A 16,536-nucleotide genomic window follows, 5' to 3' on the forward strand; every position below is an offset into this window, starting at 1 on the left:
AGGCATCTTCGTCCATCCCGGCGCAGCTGCGCCAATCCTCCCTGCCATAGGGTCAACCTGTGAGCACCGCAGCCGAGGACACCACGAGACCGGTCGTGCTGGTCGCGCCGGACAAGTTCCGCGGGTCGCTGACCGCGCCGGAGGTGGTGGACGCCGCCCGCGCCGCCGCCGAGGGAGCAGGCTGGGAGGTGATCGGTATGCCCATGGCCGACGGCGGCGAGGGCATGCTGGACGCCTTCGGCGGCGCCAACCGCACGAGCACCGTCACCGGTCCGCTCGGTGACCCGGTGCGGGCCGCCTGGCGGCTCGGCGACGACGGCGTGGCGGTGGTCGAGTCGGCCGCGGCGAGCGGGCTGGTGCTGGCCGGCGGCAAGCAGGACAACGACCCGGTGGGGGCGACCAGCGCCGGCACCGGTGAGCTGGTCGCCGAGGCGGTGCGAGCCGGCGCCACGCGGATCATCGTGGGGCTCGGGGGGTCGGCGATGAGCGACGGCGGGCTCGGGGCGGTGGTGGCAGCGCGCGCCGGGCTGGACGGCCGGACGCCGGCCGAGCTCGGGGTCGAGCTGCTCGCGGCCTGCGACGTGCAGACGCCGTTCGTCGAGGCCGCGCAGGTCTTCGGGCCGCAGAAGGGTGCCGACGCCGACCAGGTGATCGAGCTCACCGGGCGGCTCTTCGTGCTGCAGGGTCGCTACGTCGAGGAGTTCGGCGTCGACGTGTCGGCCACCCCGGGGGCCGGGGCGGCCGGGGGCCTCGGTGGTGGGCTGCTCGTGCTCGGCGGCTCCCTCGTGCCCGGGCTGCGCCTGGTCGCCGAGCAGCTGGGGCTGGCCGACGCCGTCGCCCGCGCCGACGCGATCGTCACCGGCGAGGGCGCCCTGGACGCTGAGTCGTTCAACGGCAAGGTGGTCGGGGGCGTCGTCGACGAGGCCGAGCCCTACGGCATACCGGTCGTCGTCGTGGCCGGGATCGTGCGCGAGGACGCGCCCGCCGTGCGTCTCTCCGGGCTGCGCGTGGTGGACCTGTCCGAGACCTTCGGCGCCAACGCGTCGTGGAACGACACCGCCTCCTGCATCCGACGCGCCGTCGCCGAGCAGCTCTCCACCCTCTCCTGACCGGCCGCACGGTTTGCGCGCGCCGACCGCACGGTTTGCGCGCACCGGCCGCACGGTCTGCGCGCACCGACCGCACGGTCTGCGCGCACCGGCCGCACGATCTGCGATCCAGGGACGCAAAGTGCGCGGCCAGTCGACACAAAGTGCGCGGTCGGTCGACGCAAAGCGTGCGGCCAGTCGACGCAAAGCGTGCGGTCGGTCGGGCAAAAGCGCGGGTTACCCATGAGTAGGGCTGCGCCGGTGCGGTATACACTGGGCGCAGAACCGCGTACTGACAGTACCGCATACCTCCCGGCCTCACCCTCAGGAGCCACCGTTGGGCCACTACCGCAGCAACGTCCGCGACGCCGAGTTCATGCTGTTCGACGTCCTGCGCCGCCAGGAGGTGCTGGGGCGGGCACCCTACGAGGAGATCGACACCGAGACCGCCCGGGAGGCGCTGCACGCGGTCGCCGAGCTCGCGGAGGGCCCCATCGCCGCGTCGTTCACCGAGTCCGACCGCACCCCGCCCGTGCTCGACCCCGCCACCGGCCAGGTCAGCATGCCGGAGAGCTTCGTGCGCTCCTACCAGACCTGGGTGGAGAACGAGTGGTGGCGGCTGGAGATCGAGGAGGGCCTGGGCGGCACGCCTGCTCCCCCGAGCCTGACCTGGGCGATGTCCGAGCTGGTGCTCGGCGCCAACCCGGCGGTCAAGATGTTCGCCGCGGGCTACACCTTCTCCAACGTGCTCTACCGCCTCGGCACCCCGGAGCAGCAGCAGCTCGCGCAGCTCATGGTGGACCACGCCTGGGGCGCGACGATGATGCTCACCGAGCCGGACGCCGGCAGCGACGTCGGCGCCGGCCGCAGCAAGGCGGTCAAGGCCGGTGACGGCAGCTGGCACCTCACCGGCACCAAGCGCTTCATCACCAGCGGTGTCGCCCCGTTCTACGACAACGTCATCCACTTCGTCCTCGCCCGCCCCGAGGGCGCCGGACCGGGCACCAAGGGCCTGTCCCTCTTCATCGTCCCGGACCGGCACGTCACCGACCTGGACACCGGCGAGCTCGGCGACAAGAACGGCGTGACCATCACCGCCATCGAGCACAAGATGGGGCTCAAGGTCTCGACCACCTGCGAGGTCGCGCTCGGGGAGGATCCCGACCGTCCGGCCGTCGGCTACCTGCTGGGTGAGGTCCACGACGGCATCGCCCAGATGTTCCGGATCATCGAGTATGCCCGGATGCTGGTCGGCACGAAGGCGATCGCCACCCTGTCGGCGGGCTACCAGGCCGCGCTGGACTACGCCAAGGAGCGGGTCCAGGGGGCCGACCTCACCCGGATGACGGACAAGAACGCGCCCCGGGTGAAGATCACCGCGCACCCGGACGTGCGCCGCTCGCTGCTGCTGCAGAAGGCGTATGCCGAGGGGCTGCGGGCGCTCATGCTCTACACCGCGAGCGTCCAGGACCAGGTGCACGGCGCCCAGGACCTCACCGGGGAGGAGCGGCCCGGCGACATCGACCGGGACACGGCGCTGGCGGCGAGGGTAAACGACCTGCTGCTGCCGCTGGTCAAGGGCTGCGGCAGCGAGCGCGCCTTCACCCTGCTCGGCACGGAGTCGCTGCAGACCCTCGGCGGCTCGGGCTTCCTGCAGGACTACCCGATCGAGCAGTACGTCCGCGACGCCAAGATCGACAGCCTCTACGAGGGCACCACGGCCATCCAGGGCATGGACTTCTTCTTCCGCAAGATCCTGCGCGACCGGGGCGAGGCGCTCGGGCACGTCGCCGCCCAGGTCCAGCAGACCGCGTCCGCGCAGGTGGACGACGGGCTCGCCGAGGTCCGCGCCGCGGTCCTGCGCGCCCTCGGGGAGGTCTCCGCGATGGTCGAGTTCATGACCGGGCGGGCGATCGAGAGCCAGACCCGGCCGGACGCGGTGTATGCCGTGGGCCTGGGCACCACCCGCCTGCTGCTCGCCGCCGGCGACCTGCTCATCGGCTGGCTGCTGCTGCGCGAGGCGGAGGTCGCCCAGCGGCTGCTCACCTCCGGGGAGACCGGGGTCAGCGGGGTGAGCGCCGCCGACGAGGACGGGCGGGCCTACCTGCTGGGCAAGGTGGCGGCCGCGCGCTTCTTCGCGACCGAGGTGCTCCCGCGCCTCGGGGCCGACCGGCGCACGGTCACCGCGGCCGATGACGGTCAGGTGGCGTCCGTGATGGACCTGCCGGAGGCGGCGTTCTGACCCCTCCTGCCGACCCCGGTGCTTGACTGGGGCGATGCAGGTCGAGACGCACCCGGTGACGCCGGACCGGTTCGAGGACTTCGCCGACGTGGTGAACCCCAACCGGCGCGCGACGCACTGCTGGTGCGTGACGCACCGGCTGCGGCAGGCAGACGTCCACGAGCTCGGCGGCGACGGCGACGACGCCCGCGAGCGGGCGATGCTCGCCCTCTGCGAGCGCGACCAGCCGCCCGGGGTGGTGGCCTATGCCGACGGCACACCCGTCGCCTGGTGCAACATCGGTCGCCGGGCCGACATGCCGTTCCTGGCCAGGTCGAGCAAGATCCGGCCGGTCGACGACGTCGACGTGTGGAGCATCGTCTGCGTAGTGGTCCGCGGCGGTCACCGCAAGCGCGGCCACACCACCCCGCTGCTCGAGGGGGCGGTGGCCTATGCCGCCGCCCACGGCGCCCCGGCGGTCGAGGCCTACCCGGTGGAGCCCGAGGGACGGATGGACACCACGATGGCCTTCGTCGGGACGCGGCAGATGTTCGAGAAGGTCGGCTTCGAGGTGATCGGCAGGACGGACGCCGTGGCCAGCCGGCTGCCGCGCATCGTCATGCGCCGCACCCTCTGACCAGCGGGGACGCGGACGGCGGCCGCCTCAGGTGTAGCGCTTGATGCGGAAGACGAAGCTGCGCATCATGAGATACATGAAGACCGCCTCGCAGGCGCCCGCGATCAGGCGCGCCGCGAGGAACTGCACGCCCACCCACTCCAGGGTCGTGGACAGCGCCAGGATGAAGAGCAGGTAGTTGGCGACCACGGTGACGACGTAGCGCCAGGTCTGCCGCCCCACCGGGCCGTGGCTCTGGAAGTTGAGCCACCGGTTGAGCACGAACGCCAGCCCGAAGGCCACGACGTAGCCCGTGGTGACCGCGAGCGGGTAGGGCCAGCGCAGGACGTCGAAGAGGATCGCCAGCAGGGTCAGGTCGAGGGCATAGGTGAAGCTGCTGATCGCGGCGAAGCCGATCGCGGTCTCCGGGATGATCCGTCGGACGGCCGACGGGAGCAGCGCGTAGACCCGCGCGCGGGTCAGCGCGAAGCGGTCGGCGGCGTTCAGTAGCCGTCGCGATCCCGGTAGCGGGAGTCACCACGGGCGTTCCGCTCGATGATCTCGCGGTGGGTCGTGTTGGATCGCTGGGTGTTCATCACCAGCCCGAGCAGCAGCGAGAGCACCCCCGCGGCCATGAGGATGTAGCCGACCGTCACCAGGTCGACGACGCTCGTGAGGTCGCCCACGGCGAAGGACAGGATGGCTCCGACGGCGAGCAGGAAGATTCCGAGGCCGATGCCCATGAGTGATCCTTTCGGTGTGGCTGCCGCCCAGCCTAACGGGACGCCCTCACAGCCGCCGGTCAGACAGCACGGGGAACCCCTCGCGCACCCGCTCGACCTCGCCGGCGTCGATCTCCACCGACAGCGTCTCCTCCCCCGCGCCGGCCTCGGCCAGCACAGCACCCGTGGGGTCGACGACCGCGCTGTGCCCGCCCATCTCCACCCCCGCGTGGGTGCCCGCAGTGTTGCCGGCGACGACGAAGCACTGGTTCTCGATCGCCCGGGCGCGCAGCAGCAGCCGCCAGTGCTCCACCCGGGCCATCGGCCAGGCGGAGGGGATGACGAAGAGCTGGGCGCCCCGGTCCAGCTGGGCACGGTAGAGCTCGGGGAAGCGCAGGTCGTAGCAGGTGGACAGCCCGGCCCGCAGCCCGTCCGCCGGCGCGGGGAGGTCGGTCACCACGAGCTCGCCGCCCGCCTCCATCAGCTTGGGCTCCCCCCCGCCGAAGCCGAAGCGGTGGATCTTGCGGTAGGTCGCGCGGACCCGCCCCTCCCCGTCCAGGACGACCGAGGTGTTCCACAGGTGCCGCCCCTCCTCGCCCGGCTCGGCCGTGCGCTCGGCCACGGAGCCGGTATGCACCACCGCACCGATCTCCCGGGTCGCCTCGGCCACGGGGACCAGGGCGGGGGGCAGCTCGCCGCGGTCCAGGCCGGAGAGGTCCTGGCTGCGCTCCTCCCACTCCGCGGAGGCGAAGCCGCCGGCGCTCCACAGCTCGGGCAGCAGCACCAGGTCGTGGCCGGCGCCGGCCGAGCGGACCAGGCCCGCCGCTCGGTCGGCACGTGCCGCGACGCTCTCCTGCGCCCCCTCGGCATACCCGAGCTGGATGACTGCGACTCTCATCGCCCGCTCCTCTCCGCCAACCTGGCCAACCGCGCGTTGTAGGCCGCGAGCTCGGCGTCGTCGTCGCGCTCGGCCCGCCGGTCGGACCGCTCGCTCTCCCGCTCGTCGCGGCGCATCCAGTCCACCATGACCATGAGCACCAGCACCACCGTCGGCAGCTCGCCGACGCCCCAGGCGATCGCGCCGCCCACCTGCTGGTCGGCGAGCAGGTCCGGGACCCAGGGGACCTCGATGGTTTTGAAGAAGGCCGGCGCCAGCAGCCAGCTGCCCTGCATGATGGCCAGGCCGAAGAAGGCGTGCGCGGCCAGCGTGACGAGCAGCACCATGATCCGCAGCGGGGGCTCCCAGCGCGGGGGTCCGGGGTCCTGCCCCACCAGGGACCAGACGAAGGCGAAGCCGGCGAGGGTGAAGTGCAGCACCATGAGCACGTGCCCGGTGTGGGTCGTCAGGGCCAGCTCGAAGAGGCCGGTCCAGTAGAACGCGATGAGGCTGCCGAAGAAGACCGCGCCGGCCACCACCGGGTTGGCGACGACCCGGGCCCAGCGGGAGTGCACCACCGCGGCGAGCACCTCGCGGGGACCCAGGGTGCGGTCGGTGCGGGCCGGGAGGGCGCGGTAGGCCAGCGTGATCGCCTGCGCCGGCACGAGGAAGATCGGGACCGCCATCATCAGCGTCATGTGCATGACCATGTGCTGGGAGAACATGATCCGGCCGTAGACGCCGGGCGCCCCGTTGGTGGCGTAGACGAAGACCGCCCACCCCAGCACCCAGACCAGCAGCCGCCACCACGGCCACCGGTCGCCCCGCCGCCACAGCCGGACGCAGCCAGCGGCATACAGCCCGACGGCGACGAGGGCGAGGAGCAGGAAGAACCAGTTGACCTGCCAGACGTCCAGCAGGCGGGCGGCCTCGTACGGGGGCGGCAAGGGGTAGCCGGTCAGCGCGTAGACCGCCGTGTCCGTGCCCTCGGAGGCCTCGATCGACGGCGGCGGCGTGCGGGAGAGCACCGTGCCCAGCGCCACCGCGGCGCCCATCACGGCCAGCTCCCCCGCCGCCAGGGCGCCGAAGAGCCACGGGCGGTCCGCGCCGCGGTCGATGATCGCGCGCCGCTGCACGGCCCCGAAGCAGCCGAGCATCCCCAGCAGCAGCACCTTGGCCCAGATGATCACCCAGTAGGACGTGCCCAGGTCGCCGAGGTCGTCGGCGGTGAGCAGCGCGAAGAGCACGCCGGAGAGGCCGATCGCGACGAAGGACCAGGTGGCGAGGCTGGAGTAGCGGCGCAGGGTGTCGGGCAGGGCGGACCCCAGGACCGGCAGCAGCAGCCCGAGCGCCATCAGGCCGCCGACCCAGACGGTCATCCCGCCCAGGTGCAGCAGCAGCGCGGTCACCGCGGTCTCGTGCCCGTCGGTGCCGCTCGCGTGCCCGCCGTAGGCCAGCGGCAGCAGCGCGGCGAGCGCCAGCGCGGCGGCCCACGCCAGCGCGCCGCGGGTGCGGGCAGCAGCCGCCAGCGGCACCAGCAGAGCGACCATGAGCACCTCGATCAGCCGCAGCCGCATCAGCTCTAGCCCCCACAGATTGGCCACGAGGTCGGACAGGTAGCCCGGGCTGCTCGGAGGTATGCCCGCCAGGTCGCCGAAGCCGACGACCAGGATGGCCGCGGCGCAGACAGCCCACAGCAGCGCCGAGAGCGCCGCGACCCGGGCGGCGCTGCGGCGGCGGTGCGTCCCCCGGCCCTCGCGCACCAGGAAGCCGGCCACGACGAGCAGCCCGATGGTGAGCGCGGCGGCCAGGTGGTGCACCGTCTCGATCAGCACCATCCCCCACCGCACGAACGGCCCCGCGTCACCCAGCGCCAGCGGCGCCGCGGCGCCGCTGAGGGCCGCCGCGGGGACGGCGACCACGATCGCGGTCAGCACCGTGGTCACCGGCACCGTCCAGCGCAGCGCGGGAGTCGTCTCGGGCGGGGGCACGGGCATACCACCCATGCTAGGTCTCCTCGTTACGCTGGACGTATGGTCGTCCACCCCGCCCCGCCCGCCGACGTGCCCGGCTTCGTCGAGGCCTACCGCCAGGTGCTGCTCTCCCTGGTCAACACCTGCGACGGGCTCCGCGAGAGCGACTGGGAGCTGCCGACCGACTGCCCGGGCTGGACGGTCCGCGACCACGTGGCGCACGTGGTGCACCTCGAGGACTACCTCTCCGGCTCCGAGCACCCGGTGGTGGAGGACACCATCGAGGTCGGCTCCCCCGAGCACGTGCGCAACGACCTCGGCGTCTGGATGGAGCAGGGCGTGCGCTCCCGCGCCGCGCTCACCCCCGAGCAGCTGCTCACCGAGCTGCGGGGGCTGGTCGAGATCCGGACCGCCGATCTCTACGAGGGCGACCTCACGCTGGAGTCGACGGTGCGCTCGGTGATGGGCAACGAGGCGCGCTTCGCCGACCTGGTCCGGCTTCGGCTGTGCGACCTGTGGATCCACGAGCAGGACATCCGCGCCGCGGTCGACCGGCCCGGGTCGCTGGACGGCCCCGGGGCCGCGCAGTGGACGTCCGTGGTGCTGGACGCCGTGCCGCGCGTGGTGCTGCGCCGGGTCGCCCCCGACCCGGGGACGGTGCTGATCGTCGAGAGCACCGGCCCGGTGACGGGCCGGGCGGGCGTGCGGATCGACGTCGACGAGGCGGGCGAGCCGGTCGCGCACGAGCTCTTCACCGGGCACGCGGCGGCCGAGGAGGAGGACGACGTGCCGGTCGAGGCCGGGACCGAGGCGACGACCACGATCTCGCTGTCCACCCACGCCCTCGCCCGGCGCACCGCCGGCCGGACGCCGACGGCCGACACGGCATACCACGTCAGCGGGGACGAGGAGCTCGCCGCGCGCGTCCTGGACGCGCTCACCCTCACCCGGTGAGGCTCAGCGCGGGGCCGACCTCGCCTGCCGGCTGAACCACCACAGGCCGCCGACGAAGAGCGCGAGCACCACCAGCGCCGTGCCGGCGACCCAGAGCCCGGGAGCCCACTGCAGGGTGAACTCGAGGATCACCCCGACCAGCGCGATGAGCAGCGCCCCCTGCCCGGCCAGCCGCGTCGCGCGGAACTGCGCCATCGCCTCGGCCCGGTCCGCCTCGCTCCCGGTGAGCAGCCGCGCCGCCGGCTCGAGCCGCCGGGTCACCGCGTGCAGGACGCCGTAGCCGAGGAAGAAGGCCGCGCCGAGGACCGCCACCCGGGTGTTGCCGCGGGAGATCCCGGCGACGAAGATCGCCACCGCCGCGAGCGTGGTCAGGACGGTGAAGAGACGGTCCTTGAGACGGGGGCGGGCAGGCATGGCTCCGATCGTATGCGCCGCAGGCAGCTGCCAGCACCGGCACGTAGGCTGCTCGGCGTGACCGACGCCCTCTCCTCCACCACGCCGCAGACGCCCGCGCGCAGCCGGCTGCTGCTCCCCCTGGACCTGCTCCGGGGCTTCCTCATCGGGATGGCCGAGCTCATCCCCGGGGTCTCCGGCGGCACGGTGGCGCTGGTGACCGGCCTCTACGAGCAGCTCATCGGGTCCGCGTCGCACGTCGTCTCCGCGGCGAAGGCCCTGGTGGTGGGGGGTGAGCGTGGCCGGGTCGGGGGCGCCGTGGCCGAGCTGCGCCGCACCGACTGGTGGCTGCTGGTGCCGGTCGTCGCGGGCATGGGCCTGGCGGTGCTGACCATGGCCGGGGTGATGAGCAGCTTCGTCACCACCACCCCCGAGCACGCGCGCGGGCTGTTCCTCGGCATGGTGGCGATGAGCGTGCTGGTGCCGCTGCGGATGCTGCCGGAGCGGAGGCGCTCGGTCCTGCTGGAGGTGGTGCTGGTCGTCGGGGCCGCCGTGCTGGCGTGGACCCTGATCGGGTTCGCCGGGGGCCAGGCGGTCGCCGACCCGCCGTTGGTGGTCGTCTTCGGCGCGGCCGCGGTGGCCATCTGCGCGCTCGTCGTGCCGGGCGTGTCCGGCTCGTTCTTCCTGCTCGCCGTGGGGCTCTACACGACCACGTTGGACGCGGTGGACTCGCGCGACCTCGGCTACATCGCCGTCTTCGCCCTCGGGGCGATCACCGGCCTGGCGTCCTTCGTGCAGCTGCTGACCTGGCTGCTCTCACGGCACCGGCGCAGCACGCTGCTGGTCATGGCCGGCCTGATGGTCGGCTCGTTGCGGGCGCTGTGGCCCTGGCAGGAGGCCGCCGGCGGTGAGGACCACGGCCCGGGTGCCCTGGTGGGGCCCTACGACCCGGTGCTCGGGCCGGTCCTGCTCGCGCTGCTCGGCGCGGCGGTGGTGGCGGCGCTGATCCTCGTCGAGGCCCGCAGCAGCTCCTCCGACGCCACCTGACCTCCCGAAGTGGACATCGCTTCCTGGGGACCGGGTCCCAGAAAGCGATGTCCAGAAGGTCAGGTCGCGGAAAGACATACACATGCTAATGTATGTGTATGTCTGTGATGGAGCGCCGCCTGCAGCTCCTGCTCGACCAGCAGCGCTACACCGCGGTGTCCGACGAGGCCGAGCGCAGCGGCCGGAGCGTCGCTGCGGTGATCCGCAGCGCCATCGACGTCTACCTCGACCAGGACATCGCCGTCCGGCAGGCCGGCCTGGACCGGTTCCTGCGCCTCGTCCCCGACGAGGACGGCTCGGACACCTGGGACGACACTCGCCGACTCCTCGAGGCCGACCCGCTCCCCGACGTCCCGTGACGGGCTACTTCGTCGACACCGCCGTCTTCGCGTATGCCGTCGGCGCGCCGCACCCCCACCGCGACGGGTGCCGCTCGTTCCTCCGGTCCGCCGCGAGACACCGCATACCGCTGCACGCCAGCTCCGAGGCGGTCCAGGAGTTCCTCTTCCACCGTCTGCGACGGGGAGGTCGTGCCGCTGCTGTCGCCCAGACGCGCGCGATGATGGACGGCCTGGTCCTGCACCCGGTGGACCAGCAGGTGCTCGACCGCTGCCTCGAGCTCGTCACGACGACGCCGCTGCGCGGGCGTGACGCGGTGCACGCCGCCACCGCCTTGCTCGCGGGCTTCGACGAGATCGTCACGACGGACGCAGACTTCGCGGGCTGCGGCCTCCGCGTAGTCCCCCCCGCGCGGGCCTGACCCCGTTCTGGACATCGCTTCCTGGGGACCGGGTCCCAGAAAGCGATGTCCAGAAGGTCAGGTCAGGCCCAGGCGAGGGCCCGGGCAGGGTCCTCCAGGAGGGCCGCCAGGTCGGCGAGGAACATCGAGCCCAGCTCGCCGTCGATGAGGCGGTGGTCGAAGCTCACCGCCAGCTGGGTCACCCAGCGCGGCTCGATCCGCTCCTGCTCCCCGCTGCCCACGACCCACGGCATACGCCGGACCGCGCCGAAGCACACGATCGCCGACTCCCCCGGGTTGATGATCGGCGTGCCCGTGTCGACGCCGAAGACGCCGACGTTGGTGATGGTGATCGTCCCGCCGGACATGTCCGCCGGCTGGGTGCGCCCGGCCTTCGCGGTCGCGACCAGGTCGGTCATCGCCTCCGCGAGCTGGCGCAGGTCCATCAGGTCGGCGTCCTTGATGTTGGGCACCACGAGGCCGCGCGGGGTGGCGGCGGCGATGCCCAGGTTGAGGTAGTTGCGCTGCACGATCTGCTGCGCGTCCTCGTCCCACACGGCGTTCACGCCCGGGTTGCGGCGCACCGCCACGGTCATCGCCTTGGCCAGGACGAGCAACGGGTTGATCCGCAGGTCGCGCAGGGCACGGTCCGCCTTGAGCCGCTCGATGAGCTCCATCGTGCGGGTCACGTCGACGGTGATGAACTCGGTGACGTGCGGCGCGCTGAACGCCGACCCGACCATGGCCTGGGCGGTCATCTTCCGGACGCCCTTGACGTCGATCCGCTCCTCGCGCTCGCCGGAGCGGTCGAGCACCGGCCGCTGGTATGCGCTCGCGCCGGTCGCCGGGGCGGAGGCGCCCTCGACCTCCGGTGCGGTCGGGGCGCCACCAGGGTCGTCGCCCGGTGCAGCAGGTGAGGACCCTCCGTCGACGAAGGCATCGATGTCGGAGCGCCGGACGATCCCGGTCGGGCCGGCGGCCGTGACCTGGTTGATGTCCACGCCGCGGTCCTGGGCGTACTTGCGCACCGGGGGCGAGGCCTTGGCCTTGCGCTGCGGCGTGGCGTCCGCCTCGGCCTCGGCACCGGACGCGCCCCGCCGCCGCTTGCGCCGGGTCGTCGACCCCTCGATCGCGCCGTAGCCGACGAGCATCGCCTCCCGCTTGCTCTCGGTGCCGCCCTGCCCGCCCTCGGGCGCCGTGGGGACCAGGTCGTCGGAGGCCGCGGTCGCCTCGTCGGTGACCTCGGCCGGGTCGTTCCCGCCGGACGCGGCGGCACCCCCACCGCCGCTCGCGCCGCCCCCGTCGCCGTTGTCGATGAGCACGATCGGGGTGCCGACCTCCACCTCGTCGCCCTCGGCGGCGAGCAGCTCGGTCACCGTCCCGTCCCAGGGGATGGGCAGCTCGACCAGGGACTTCGCGGTCTCCACCTCGACGACGATGTCGTTGGTCTTCACGGTGTCGCCGACGGCGACCTTCCACTGGATGATCGTGGCCTCGACGAGACCTTCACCCGGGTCGGGGAGCTTGAACTCTGGCACGAGGGTCGCCTCTCCTTGGCGTCGGTCTTCAGTATGCGAGCAGGGTCTCGACCGCGTGCAGCACACGGTCCAGGTCGGGGAGGAAGACCTCCTCGTGCCGGCTCGGCGGGTAGGGGATGTTGTAGCCGCCGACCCGGAGCACCGGGGCCTCGAGGTGGTAGAAGCAGTGCTCCTGCACGTGGGCGGCCAGCTCGGAGGTGATGCTGGAGAAGGTCTGCGCCTCGGACAGCGCGATGCACCGACCGGTCTTGCGCACCGACTCCTCGATGAGCTCGGTGTCCAACGGCGACAGCGAGCGCAGGTCGACGACCTCGATGGAGGGTCCGTCCTCCAGCTCGGCCGCCTGCGCCGCCGCGTGGGCCACCTTGACCATGGGGCCGTAGGTGAGGACGGTGACGTCGCTGCCCTCGACGCGGACGACGGCCTCGTCGAGCTGGTTCGGCGCGTCGTCGAGGTCCACTCCCTGGCCACCGTGCTCACCGAGGTCGAGCACGCCGCGCTCGTGGTAGCGGCGCTTGGGCTCGTAGAAGATCACCGGGTCGTCGCTGGCGATGGCCTGCTGCATCATCCAGTAGGCGTCCTCGGTGCTGGAGCAGGTGACCACCCGCAGCCCGGCGGTGTGGGCGAAGTAGGACTCGTTGGACTCGCTGTGGTGCTCGACGGCACCGATGCCGCCGCCGTAGGGGATGCGGATGACCATCGGCACCTTGAGCGCGCCCAGGCTGCGGTTGTGCATCTTGGCGACCTGGCTGACGATGTTGTCGAAGGCGGGGTAGACGAAGCCGTCGAACTGGATCTCGACGACCGGTCGGTAGCCGCGCAGGGCCAGCCCGATCGCGGAGCCGACGATCCCGGACTCCGCCAGCGGGGTGTCGATGACGCGGTCCTCGCCGAAGTCCTTCTGCAGCCCTTCGGTGATGCGGAAGACCCCGCCGAGCTTGCCGACGTCCTCGCCCATGAGGACCACCTTGGGGTCCCGCTCCATCGCCGCCCGCATGCCGGCGTTCAGCGCCTTGGCGATGGTCATCCGGGTCCCGGTGCTGGTGCCGCGTGCGGCGCCGCTCTGCGTGCTCATCGCGCCCCCTCAGTCCTCGAACCCGGCCTGGTAGTCCGCGAACAGCGCGGACTCGCGCTCGATGAGCGTGTGCGGCTCGGCATACACGTGCGCGAACATCTCCTCGTGCGGCGGGTCGGGCATGGTCTGGCACGCCTTGCGGATCCGCGCGGCGAGCTGGTCGGCCTCTCCTTCAGTCTGCTCGACCCACGCGTCGTCGATGACTCCCTCGCTGGTGAGGTATGCCGTCATCCGGTCGATCGGGTCCTTCGCCTTCCAGGCGTCCACCTCGGCGGAGATGCGGTACTTCGTCGGGTCGTCGGAGGTCGTGTGCGCACCCATCCGGTAGGTGAACGCCTCGATCAGCGTCGGCCCCTGGCCGCTCCGCGCCCGCTCCAGGGCGTGCCGGGTGACGGCATAGCTGGCGAGCACGTCGTTGCCGTCCACCCGGATCCCGGGGAAGCCGAAGCCGTCGGCGCGGCGGTAGGGCGGGATGGTGAACTGGCGGTCGTTCGGCTCGGAGATGGCCCAGTGGTTGTTCTGCACGTAGAACACGACCGGGGCGTTCGTCACGGAGGCGAAGACCAACGACTCGTTGAAGTCGCCCTGCGCGGTGCCCCCGTCACCGGTGAACGCCATCACCGCGGTGTCGCGGTCCGGGTCGCCGGTCCCGACGTCGCCGTCGCGGGCGGCGCCCATGGCGTACCCGACGGCGTGCAGCATCTGGTTGCCGATGACGATGGTGTAGAGGTGGAAGTTGTTCTCGTTGGAGTCCCACCCCCCGTGGTTGACCCCGCGGAACATGCCGAGCAGGTTCTCCGGCGGGACGCCCTTGCACCAGGCGACGCCGTGCTCGCGGTAGCCGGGGAAGGCGTAGTCCTGCGGTCGCATCGCGCGGCCCGCGCCGACCTGGGCGGCCTCCTGGCCGAGCAGGCTGGGCCACAGCCCGAGCTCCCCCTGGCGCTGCAGCGCGAACCCCTCGGCGTCCACCCTGCGGACCATGATGAGGTCGCGCAGCATGTCCTTCATCGCGGCCTGGTCGACGTCCTCGAGGTAGGCGGCGTACGGCTCGTTCGTGGCGGTCAGCTCGACCCGGGTCCCGTCGGCGGCGAGGAACTGGACCATGTCCGGCCCGCCGTCGGTGATGTCCCGCTCCGGCGGTTGGTGGTCCTGGGTCACCGGGGCGGTGCTGCTCGGCGCGACCTCGTCGTCGCTCACGCGGAACTCCTTCGTGCTGGGGACGTGGCGAGAGACGTTACCGCAGACGTCAACCTGACCTCGGGGCATGTCGTGGGGCCGCCGCCGACGCTCGTCGCGGTCATTCGCGGCCGTCGGGGAGCAGCATGCCGACGAACATCGACACGACCGAGATGATGATCGAGCCGAGGACGGCGTCCCACCAGAAGTCGTCGACCCGGAAGTCCAGCCCGAGCACGCCCGAGAGCCACGAGGTGAGCAGCAGCATCAGCGCGTTGACGACGAGGAGGAACAACCCCAGGGTGAGGATGATCAGCGGCAGCGAGAGCAGCTGGGCCAGGGGACGGACGATCGCGTTGACCAGGCCGAAGACGACGGCCACCCCGATGATGGTGAGCACCATGGCCCACCCCTGACCGCCGAACTCGATGCCGGAGATGAGGGCCGAGGCGACCCACAGCGCGACGCCGTTCGCGACGATGCCAGCAAGGATCTTCATGCCGCCATGCTCCCACGGGAGCGTCGGCACCGCCGCCCACGGCCCGCGGGGTGGTCCGGGCACGGCTGGCTAGGCTGAGCCTCATGACCGAGCAGTCCTCGCCCGTCCGCCTGCGCACCGCCCTGGCCGGAGTGCCTGCCTACGTCCCCGGCAAGCCCCCGGCACCGGTCGAGGGGGTGAGGGCCTACAAGATCTCCTCCAACGAGAACCCCTACCCCCCGCTGCCGTCGGTCACGCAGGCCATCTCCGACGCCGCGCAGCAGGTCAACCGCTACCCGGACATGGGGGTCGTGGCACTGACCGAGGCGCTGTCGGCCGAGCTCGCGCTCCCGGCGGCCCAGCTCGCCACCGGCACCGGCAGCGTCGCGGTGCTCGCCCAGCTGGTCGCGATCACCTGCGAGCCGGGCGACGAGGTGGTGTATGCCTGGCGCAGCTTCGAGGCATACCCGATCGTCGTGGCGCTGTCCGGGGCGGCCTCGGTCCAGGTGCCGCTGGACGCGGACGCGCGGCACGACCTGGACGCCATGGCGGACGCGATCACCGACCGCACCCGGCTGGTGCTGGTCTGCACCCCGAACAACCCGACCGGGCCGGCGGTCACCGAGGCCGAGCTGCGGGCCTTCCTCGACCGGGTGCCCCGCGACCTGCTGGTGGTCATCGACGAGGCCTACCTGGAGTTCACCACCGACGAGACCGTGCCGGACGCCCTGGCGCTGGCGCACGAGCGCCCGAACGTCGTCGTGCTACGCACCTTCTCCAAGGCCTACGGGCTGGCCGGGCTGCGGGTCGGGTATGCCGTCGCGCACCCGGAGATCGCGACCGCGCTGCGCAAGGCGGCGACCCCGTTCGGCGTCACCGACCTGGCCCAGGCGGCGGCGATCGCCAGCCTCGGCGCCAAGGACGAGCTGATGGTGCGGGTCAAGGAGCTGGTCGGCGAGCGGGAGCGGGTCGTGGCCGCGTTGCGCGAGCAGGGGTGGGACGTGCCGCAGGCGCAGGGCAACTTCTGCTGGCTGCCGCTCGGGGACGAGGCCGTCCCGTTCGCGCAGGCGGCCCAGGCGAAGGGGCTCATGGTGCGGCCGTTCGCGGGCGACGGCGTCCGCTGCACGATCGGCGAGACCGAGGCCAACGACCGGCTGCTCGAGGTCGCCGCGGACTGGCAGCGGTCGAGCTAGCCGGCGGGGCGCACACCTGCGGCCCGCGTCCGCGAGCTCACTGCCGACGGCGGACGGTGATCCTGGTCAGGGTGGACACGACCCAGGTCAGCGCCCAGCTGGACACCGCCACGATGATGGTCGGCACGAGCACACCCTGGCCCTGCTGGGCGACGGCGAGGCCGAAGAACCACGGCACCGTCATCCCGATCGCCCCCGCGGTCGCCATCATCCAGGCCCGGCCCCGCGGACCGGCGATGAGCTGCGCGGCGACAGCCATGACGGCGAGGTTGCCGTAGGCCATGAGCACCTGGAAGACCTCGCCCGACCCGCGCTGCACGCTCCAGGACTGCCCGGCGACCCAGGCGAGGAGACCGCCGAGCAGCATGATGGGCAGTCCCTTGCGCAACGAACCGGTGGCCACGGCGCTGGAGCCGTGGGGTGACAGGGTCATCGGGCCTCCTCCA

Annotated in this window: 18 protein-coding genes; 8 read left to right on the top strand and 10 right to left on the bottom strand. The window is 72.4% G+C overall.

Translation table 11 applies throughout. The features are described from left to right. Nucleotides 1-59: 59 nt before the first annotated feature. The 3 genes from FXF60_RS13115 (at nt 60) to FXF60_RS13125 (ending at nt 3,946) form a co-directional block, all read left to right on the top strand. Nucleotides 60-1,109, top strand: coding sequence for a glycerate kinase family protein (locus FXF60_RS13115; RefSeq protein WP_151526424.1), 1,050 nt, complete (start codon nt 60-62; stop codon nt 1,107-1,109). A 316-nt stretch (nt 1,110-1,425) separates the two neighbouring features. Further along, nucleotides 1,426-3,330 carry an acyl-CoA dehydrogenase gene (locus tag FXF60_RS13120; RefSeq protein WP_151526425.1) on the top strand — a complete coding sequence of 635 codons (1,905 nt, stop codon included), beginning with the start codon at nt 1,426-1,428 and terminating at the stop codon, nt 3,328-3,330. A gap of 34 nt (nt 3,331-3,364) precedes the next feature. Continuing rightward, nucleotides 3,365-3,946 carry a GNAT family N-acetyltransferase gene (locus FXF60_RS13125; RefSeq protein ID WP_151526426.1) on the top strand — a complete coding sequence of 194 codons (582 nt, stop codon included), beginning with the start codon at nt 3,365-3,367 and terminating at the stop codon, nt 3,944-3,946. Between the two features lie 27 nt (nt 3,947-3,973). Here the strand turns inward: FXF60_RS13125 and FXF60_RS13130 are convergent, their stop codons facing one another. The 4 genes from FXF60_RS13130 to FXF60_RS13145 are packed head-to-tail and all read right to left on the bottom strand — an operon-like array spanning nt 3,974 to nt 7,521. Continuing rightward, nucleotides 3,974-4,432 (bottom strand): GtrA family protein, encoded by a 459-nt coding sequence (locus tag FXF60_RS13130; protein WP_367889968.1) that lies wholly within the window; start codon nt 4,430-4,432, stop codon nt 3,974-3,976. Further along, complete coding sequence (locus tag FXF60_RS13135) at nt 4,429-4,668, bottom strand: DUF6458 family protein (RefSeq protein WP_151526428.1); 240 nt, start codon at nt 4,666-4,668, stop codon at nt 4,429-4,431. The genes FXF60_RS13130 and FXF60_RS13135 overlap by 4 nt, the downstream gene beginning before the upstream one ends. A gap of 46 nt (nt 4,669-4,714) precedes the next feature. Next, on the bottom strand, nt 4,715-5,545 hold the full coding sequence (locus FXF60_RS13140; RefSeq protein WP_151526429.1) for a carbon-nitrogen family hydrolase: 831 nt from the start codon (nt 5,543-5,545) through the stop codon (nt 4,715-4,717). After that, nucleotides 5,542-7,521: a bifunctional copper resistance protein CopD/cytochrome c oxidase assembly protein gene (locus FXF60_RS13145; protein WP_151526430.1), complete on the bottom strand. Its 1,980-nt coding sequence runs from the start codon at nt 7,519-7,521 to the stop codon at nt 5,542-5,544. Before FXF60_RS13145 ends, FXF60_RS13140 begins: the two co-directional genes overlap by 4 nt. A gap of 36 nt (nt 7,522-7,557) precedes the next feature. Between FXF60_RS13145 and FXF60_RS13150 the strand changes: the two genes are divergently transcribed. Beyond that, entirely contained in the window at nt 7,558-8,451 is an 894-nt protein-coding gene (locus FXF60_RS13150; RefSeq protein ID WP_151526431.1) for a maleylpyruvate isomerase family mycothiol-dependent enzyme, read from the top strand. Nucleotides 8,452-8,454: 3 nt separating this feature from the next. Here the strand turns inward: FXF60_RS13150 and FXF60_RS13155 are convergent, their stop codons facing one another. Beyond that, nucleotides 8,455-8,865, bottom strand: coding sequence for a hypothetical protein (locus FXF60_RS13155; RefSeq protein ID WP_151526432.1), 411 nt, complete (start codon nt 8,863-8,865; stop codon nt 8,455-8,457). Between the two features lie 57 nt (nt 8,866-8,922). On the opposite strand from FXF60_RS13155, the gene FXF60_RS13160 reads away from it, so the two are divergent. The 3 genes from FXF60_RS13160 (at nt 8,923) to FXF60_RS16855 (ending at nt 10,651) form a co-directional block, all read left to right on the top strand. Beyond that, a complete protein-coding gene (locus FXF60_RS13160) occupies nt 8,923-9,891 on the top strand; it encodes a DUF368 domain-containing protein (protein ID WP_151526433.1) in 969 nt (322 codons plus the stop codon). A gap of 98 nt (nt 9,892-9,989) precedes the next feature. Then, the gene (locus tag FXF60_RS16850; RefSeq protein WP_151526434.1) at nt 9,990-10,250 is read left to right on the top strand and encodes a hypothetical protein; all 261 of its coding nucleotides are present in this window, start codon (nt 9,990-9,992) and stop codon (nt 10,248-10,250) included. After that, the gene (locus FXF60_RS16855) at nt 10,247-10,651 is read left to right on the top strand and encodes a type II toxin-antitoxin system VapC family toxin (RefSeq protein ID WP_151526435.1); all 405 of its coding nucleotides are present in this window, start codon (nt 10,247-10,249) and stop codon (nt 10,649-10,651) included. The genes FXF60_RS16850 and FXF60_RS16855 overlap by 4 nt, the downstream gene beginning before the upstream one ends. 62 nt (nt 10,652-10,713) lie before the next feature. Here the strand turns inward: FXF60_RS16855 and FXF60_RS13175 are convergent, their stop codons facing one another. The 4 genes from FXF60_RS13175 to FXF60_RS13190 all read right to left on the bottom strand — a co-directional run bounded on the left by FXF60_RS13175 (nt 10,714) and on the right by FXF60_RS13190 (nt 14,918). Beyond that, nucleotides 10,714-12,168: a dihydrolipoamide acetyltransferase family protein gene (locus tag FXF60_RS13175; RefSeq protein ID WP_151526436.1), complete on the bottom strand. Its 1,455-nt coding sequence runs from the start codon at nt 12,166-12,168 to the stop codon at nt 10,714-10,716. 28 nt (nt 12,169-12,196) lie between these two features. Next, entirely contained in the window at nt 12,197-13,243 is a 1,047-nt protein-coding gene (locus FXF60_RS13180; RefSeq protein ID WP_151526437.1) for an alpha-ketoacid dehydrogenase subunit beta, read from the bottom strand. Between the two features lie 9 nt (nt 13,244-13,252). Next, on the bottom strand, nt 13,253-14,440 hold the full coding sequence (gene pdhA / locus FXF60_RS13185) for a pyruvate dehydrogenase (acetyl-transferring) E1 component subunit alpha (RefSeq protein ID WP_238335855.1): 1,188 nt from the start codon (nt 14,438-14,440) through the stop codon (nt 13,253-13,255). A 100-nt stretch (nt 14,441-14,540) separates the two neighbouring features. Then, nucleotides 14,541-14,918: a phage holin family protein gene (locus FXF60_RS13190; protein ID WP_151526439.1), complete on the bottom strand. Its 378-nt coding sequence runs from the start codon at nt 14,916-14,918 to the stop codon at nt 14,541-14,543. 83 nt (nt 14,919-15,001) lie between these two features. On the opposite strand from FXF60_RS13190, the gene hisC reads away from it, so the two are divergent. Then, a complete protein-coding gene (gene hisC / locus FXF60_RS13195; protein WP_151526440.1) occupies nt 15,002-16,090 on the top strand; it encodes a histidinol-phosphate transaminase in 1,089 nt (362 codons plus the stop codon). A gap of 37 nt (nt 16,091-16,127) precedes the next feature. Here the strand turns inward: hisC and FXF60_RS13200 are convergent, their stop codons facing one another. Further along, nucleotides 16,128-16,523: a hypothetical protein gene (locus tag FXF60_RS13200; RefSeq protein WP_151526441.1), complete on the bottom strand. Its 396-nt coding sequence runs from the start codon at nt 16,521-16,523 to the stop codon at nt 16,128-16,130. Nucleotides 16,524-16,536 lie beyond the last annotated feature (13 nt).

The sequence above is a fragment of the Serinicoccus kebangsaanensis genome (assembly GCF_008919445.1).
Classification (GTDB): domain Bacteria; phylum Actinomycetota; class Actinomycetes; order Actinomycetales; family Dermatophilaceae; genus Ornithinicoccus; species Ornithinicoccus kebangsaanensis.

Bases quoted from the DNA above. Each gene is read 5' to 3' on its own strand.
- FXF60_RS13125 (WP_151526426.1), top strand. From the start codon at position 3,365: ATGCAGGTCGAGACGCACCCGGTGACGCCGGACCGGTTCGAGGACTTC.
- FXF60_RS13135 (WP_151526428.1), bottom strand. From the start codon at position 4,668: ATGGGCATCGGCCTCGGAATCTTCCTGCTCGCCGTCGGAGCCATCCTG.
- FXF60_RS13140 (WP_151526429.1), bottom strand. From the start codon at position 5,545: ATGAGAGTCGCAGTCATCCAGCTCGGGTATGCCGAGGGGGCGCAGGAG.
- FXF60_RS13145 (WP_151526430.1), bottom strand. From the start codon at position 7,521: ATGCCCGTGCCCCCGCCCGAGACGACTCCCGCGCTGCGCTGGACGGTG.
- FXF60_RS13150 (WP_151526431.1), top strand. From the start codon at position 7,558: ATGGTCGTCCACCCCGCCCCGCCCGCCGACGTGCCCGGCTTCGTCGAG.
- FXF60_RS13155 (WP_151526432.1), bottom strand. From the start codon at position 8,865: ATGCCTGCCCGCCCCCGTCTCAAGGACCGTCTCTTCACCGTCCTGACC.
- FXF60_RS16850 (WP_151526434.1), top strand. From the start codon at position 9,990: ATGTCTGTGATGGAGCGCCGCCTGCAGCTCCTGCTCGACCAGCAGCGC.
- FXF60_RS13180 (WP_151526437.1), bottom strand. From the start codon at position 13,243: ATGAGCACGCAGAGCGGCGCCGCACGCGGCACCAGCACCGGGACCCGG.
- FXF60_RS13190 (WP_151526439.1), bottom strand. From the start codon at position 14,918: ATGAAGATCCTTGCTGGCATCGTCGCGAACGGCGTCGCGCTGTGGGTC.
- hisC (WP_151526440.1), top strand. From the start codon at position 15,002: ATGACCGAGCAGTCCTCGCCCGTCCGCCTGCGCACCGCCCTGGCCGGA.
- FXF60_RS13200 (WP_151526441.1), bottom strand. From the start codon at position 16,523: ATGACCCTGTCACCCCACGGCTCCAGCGCCGTGGCCACCGGTTCGTTG.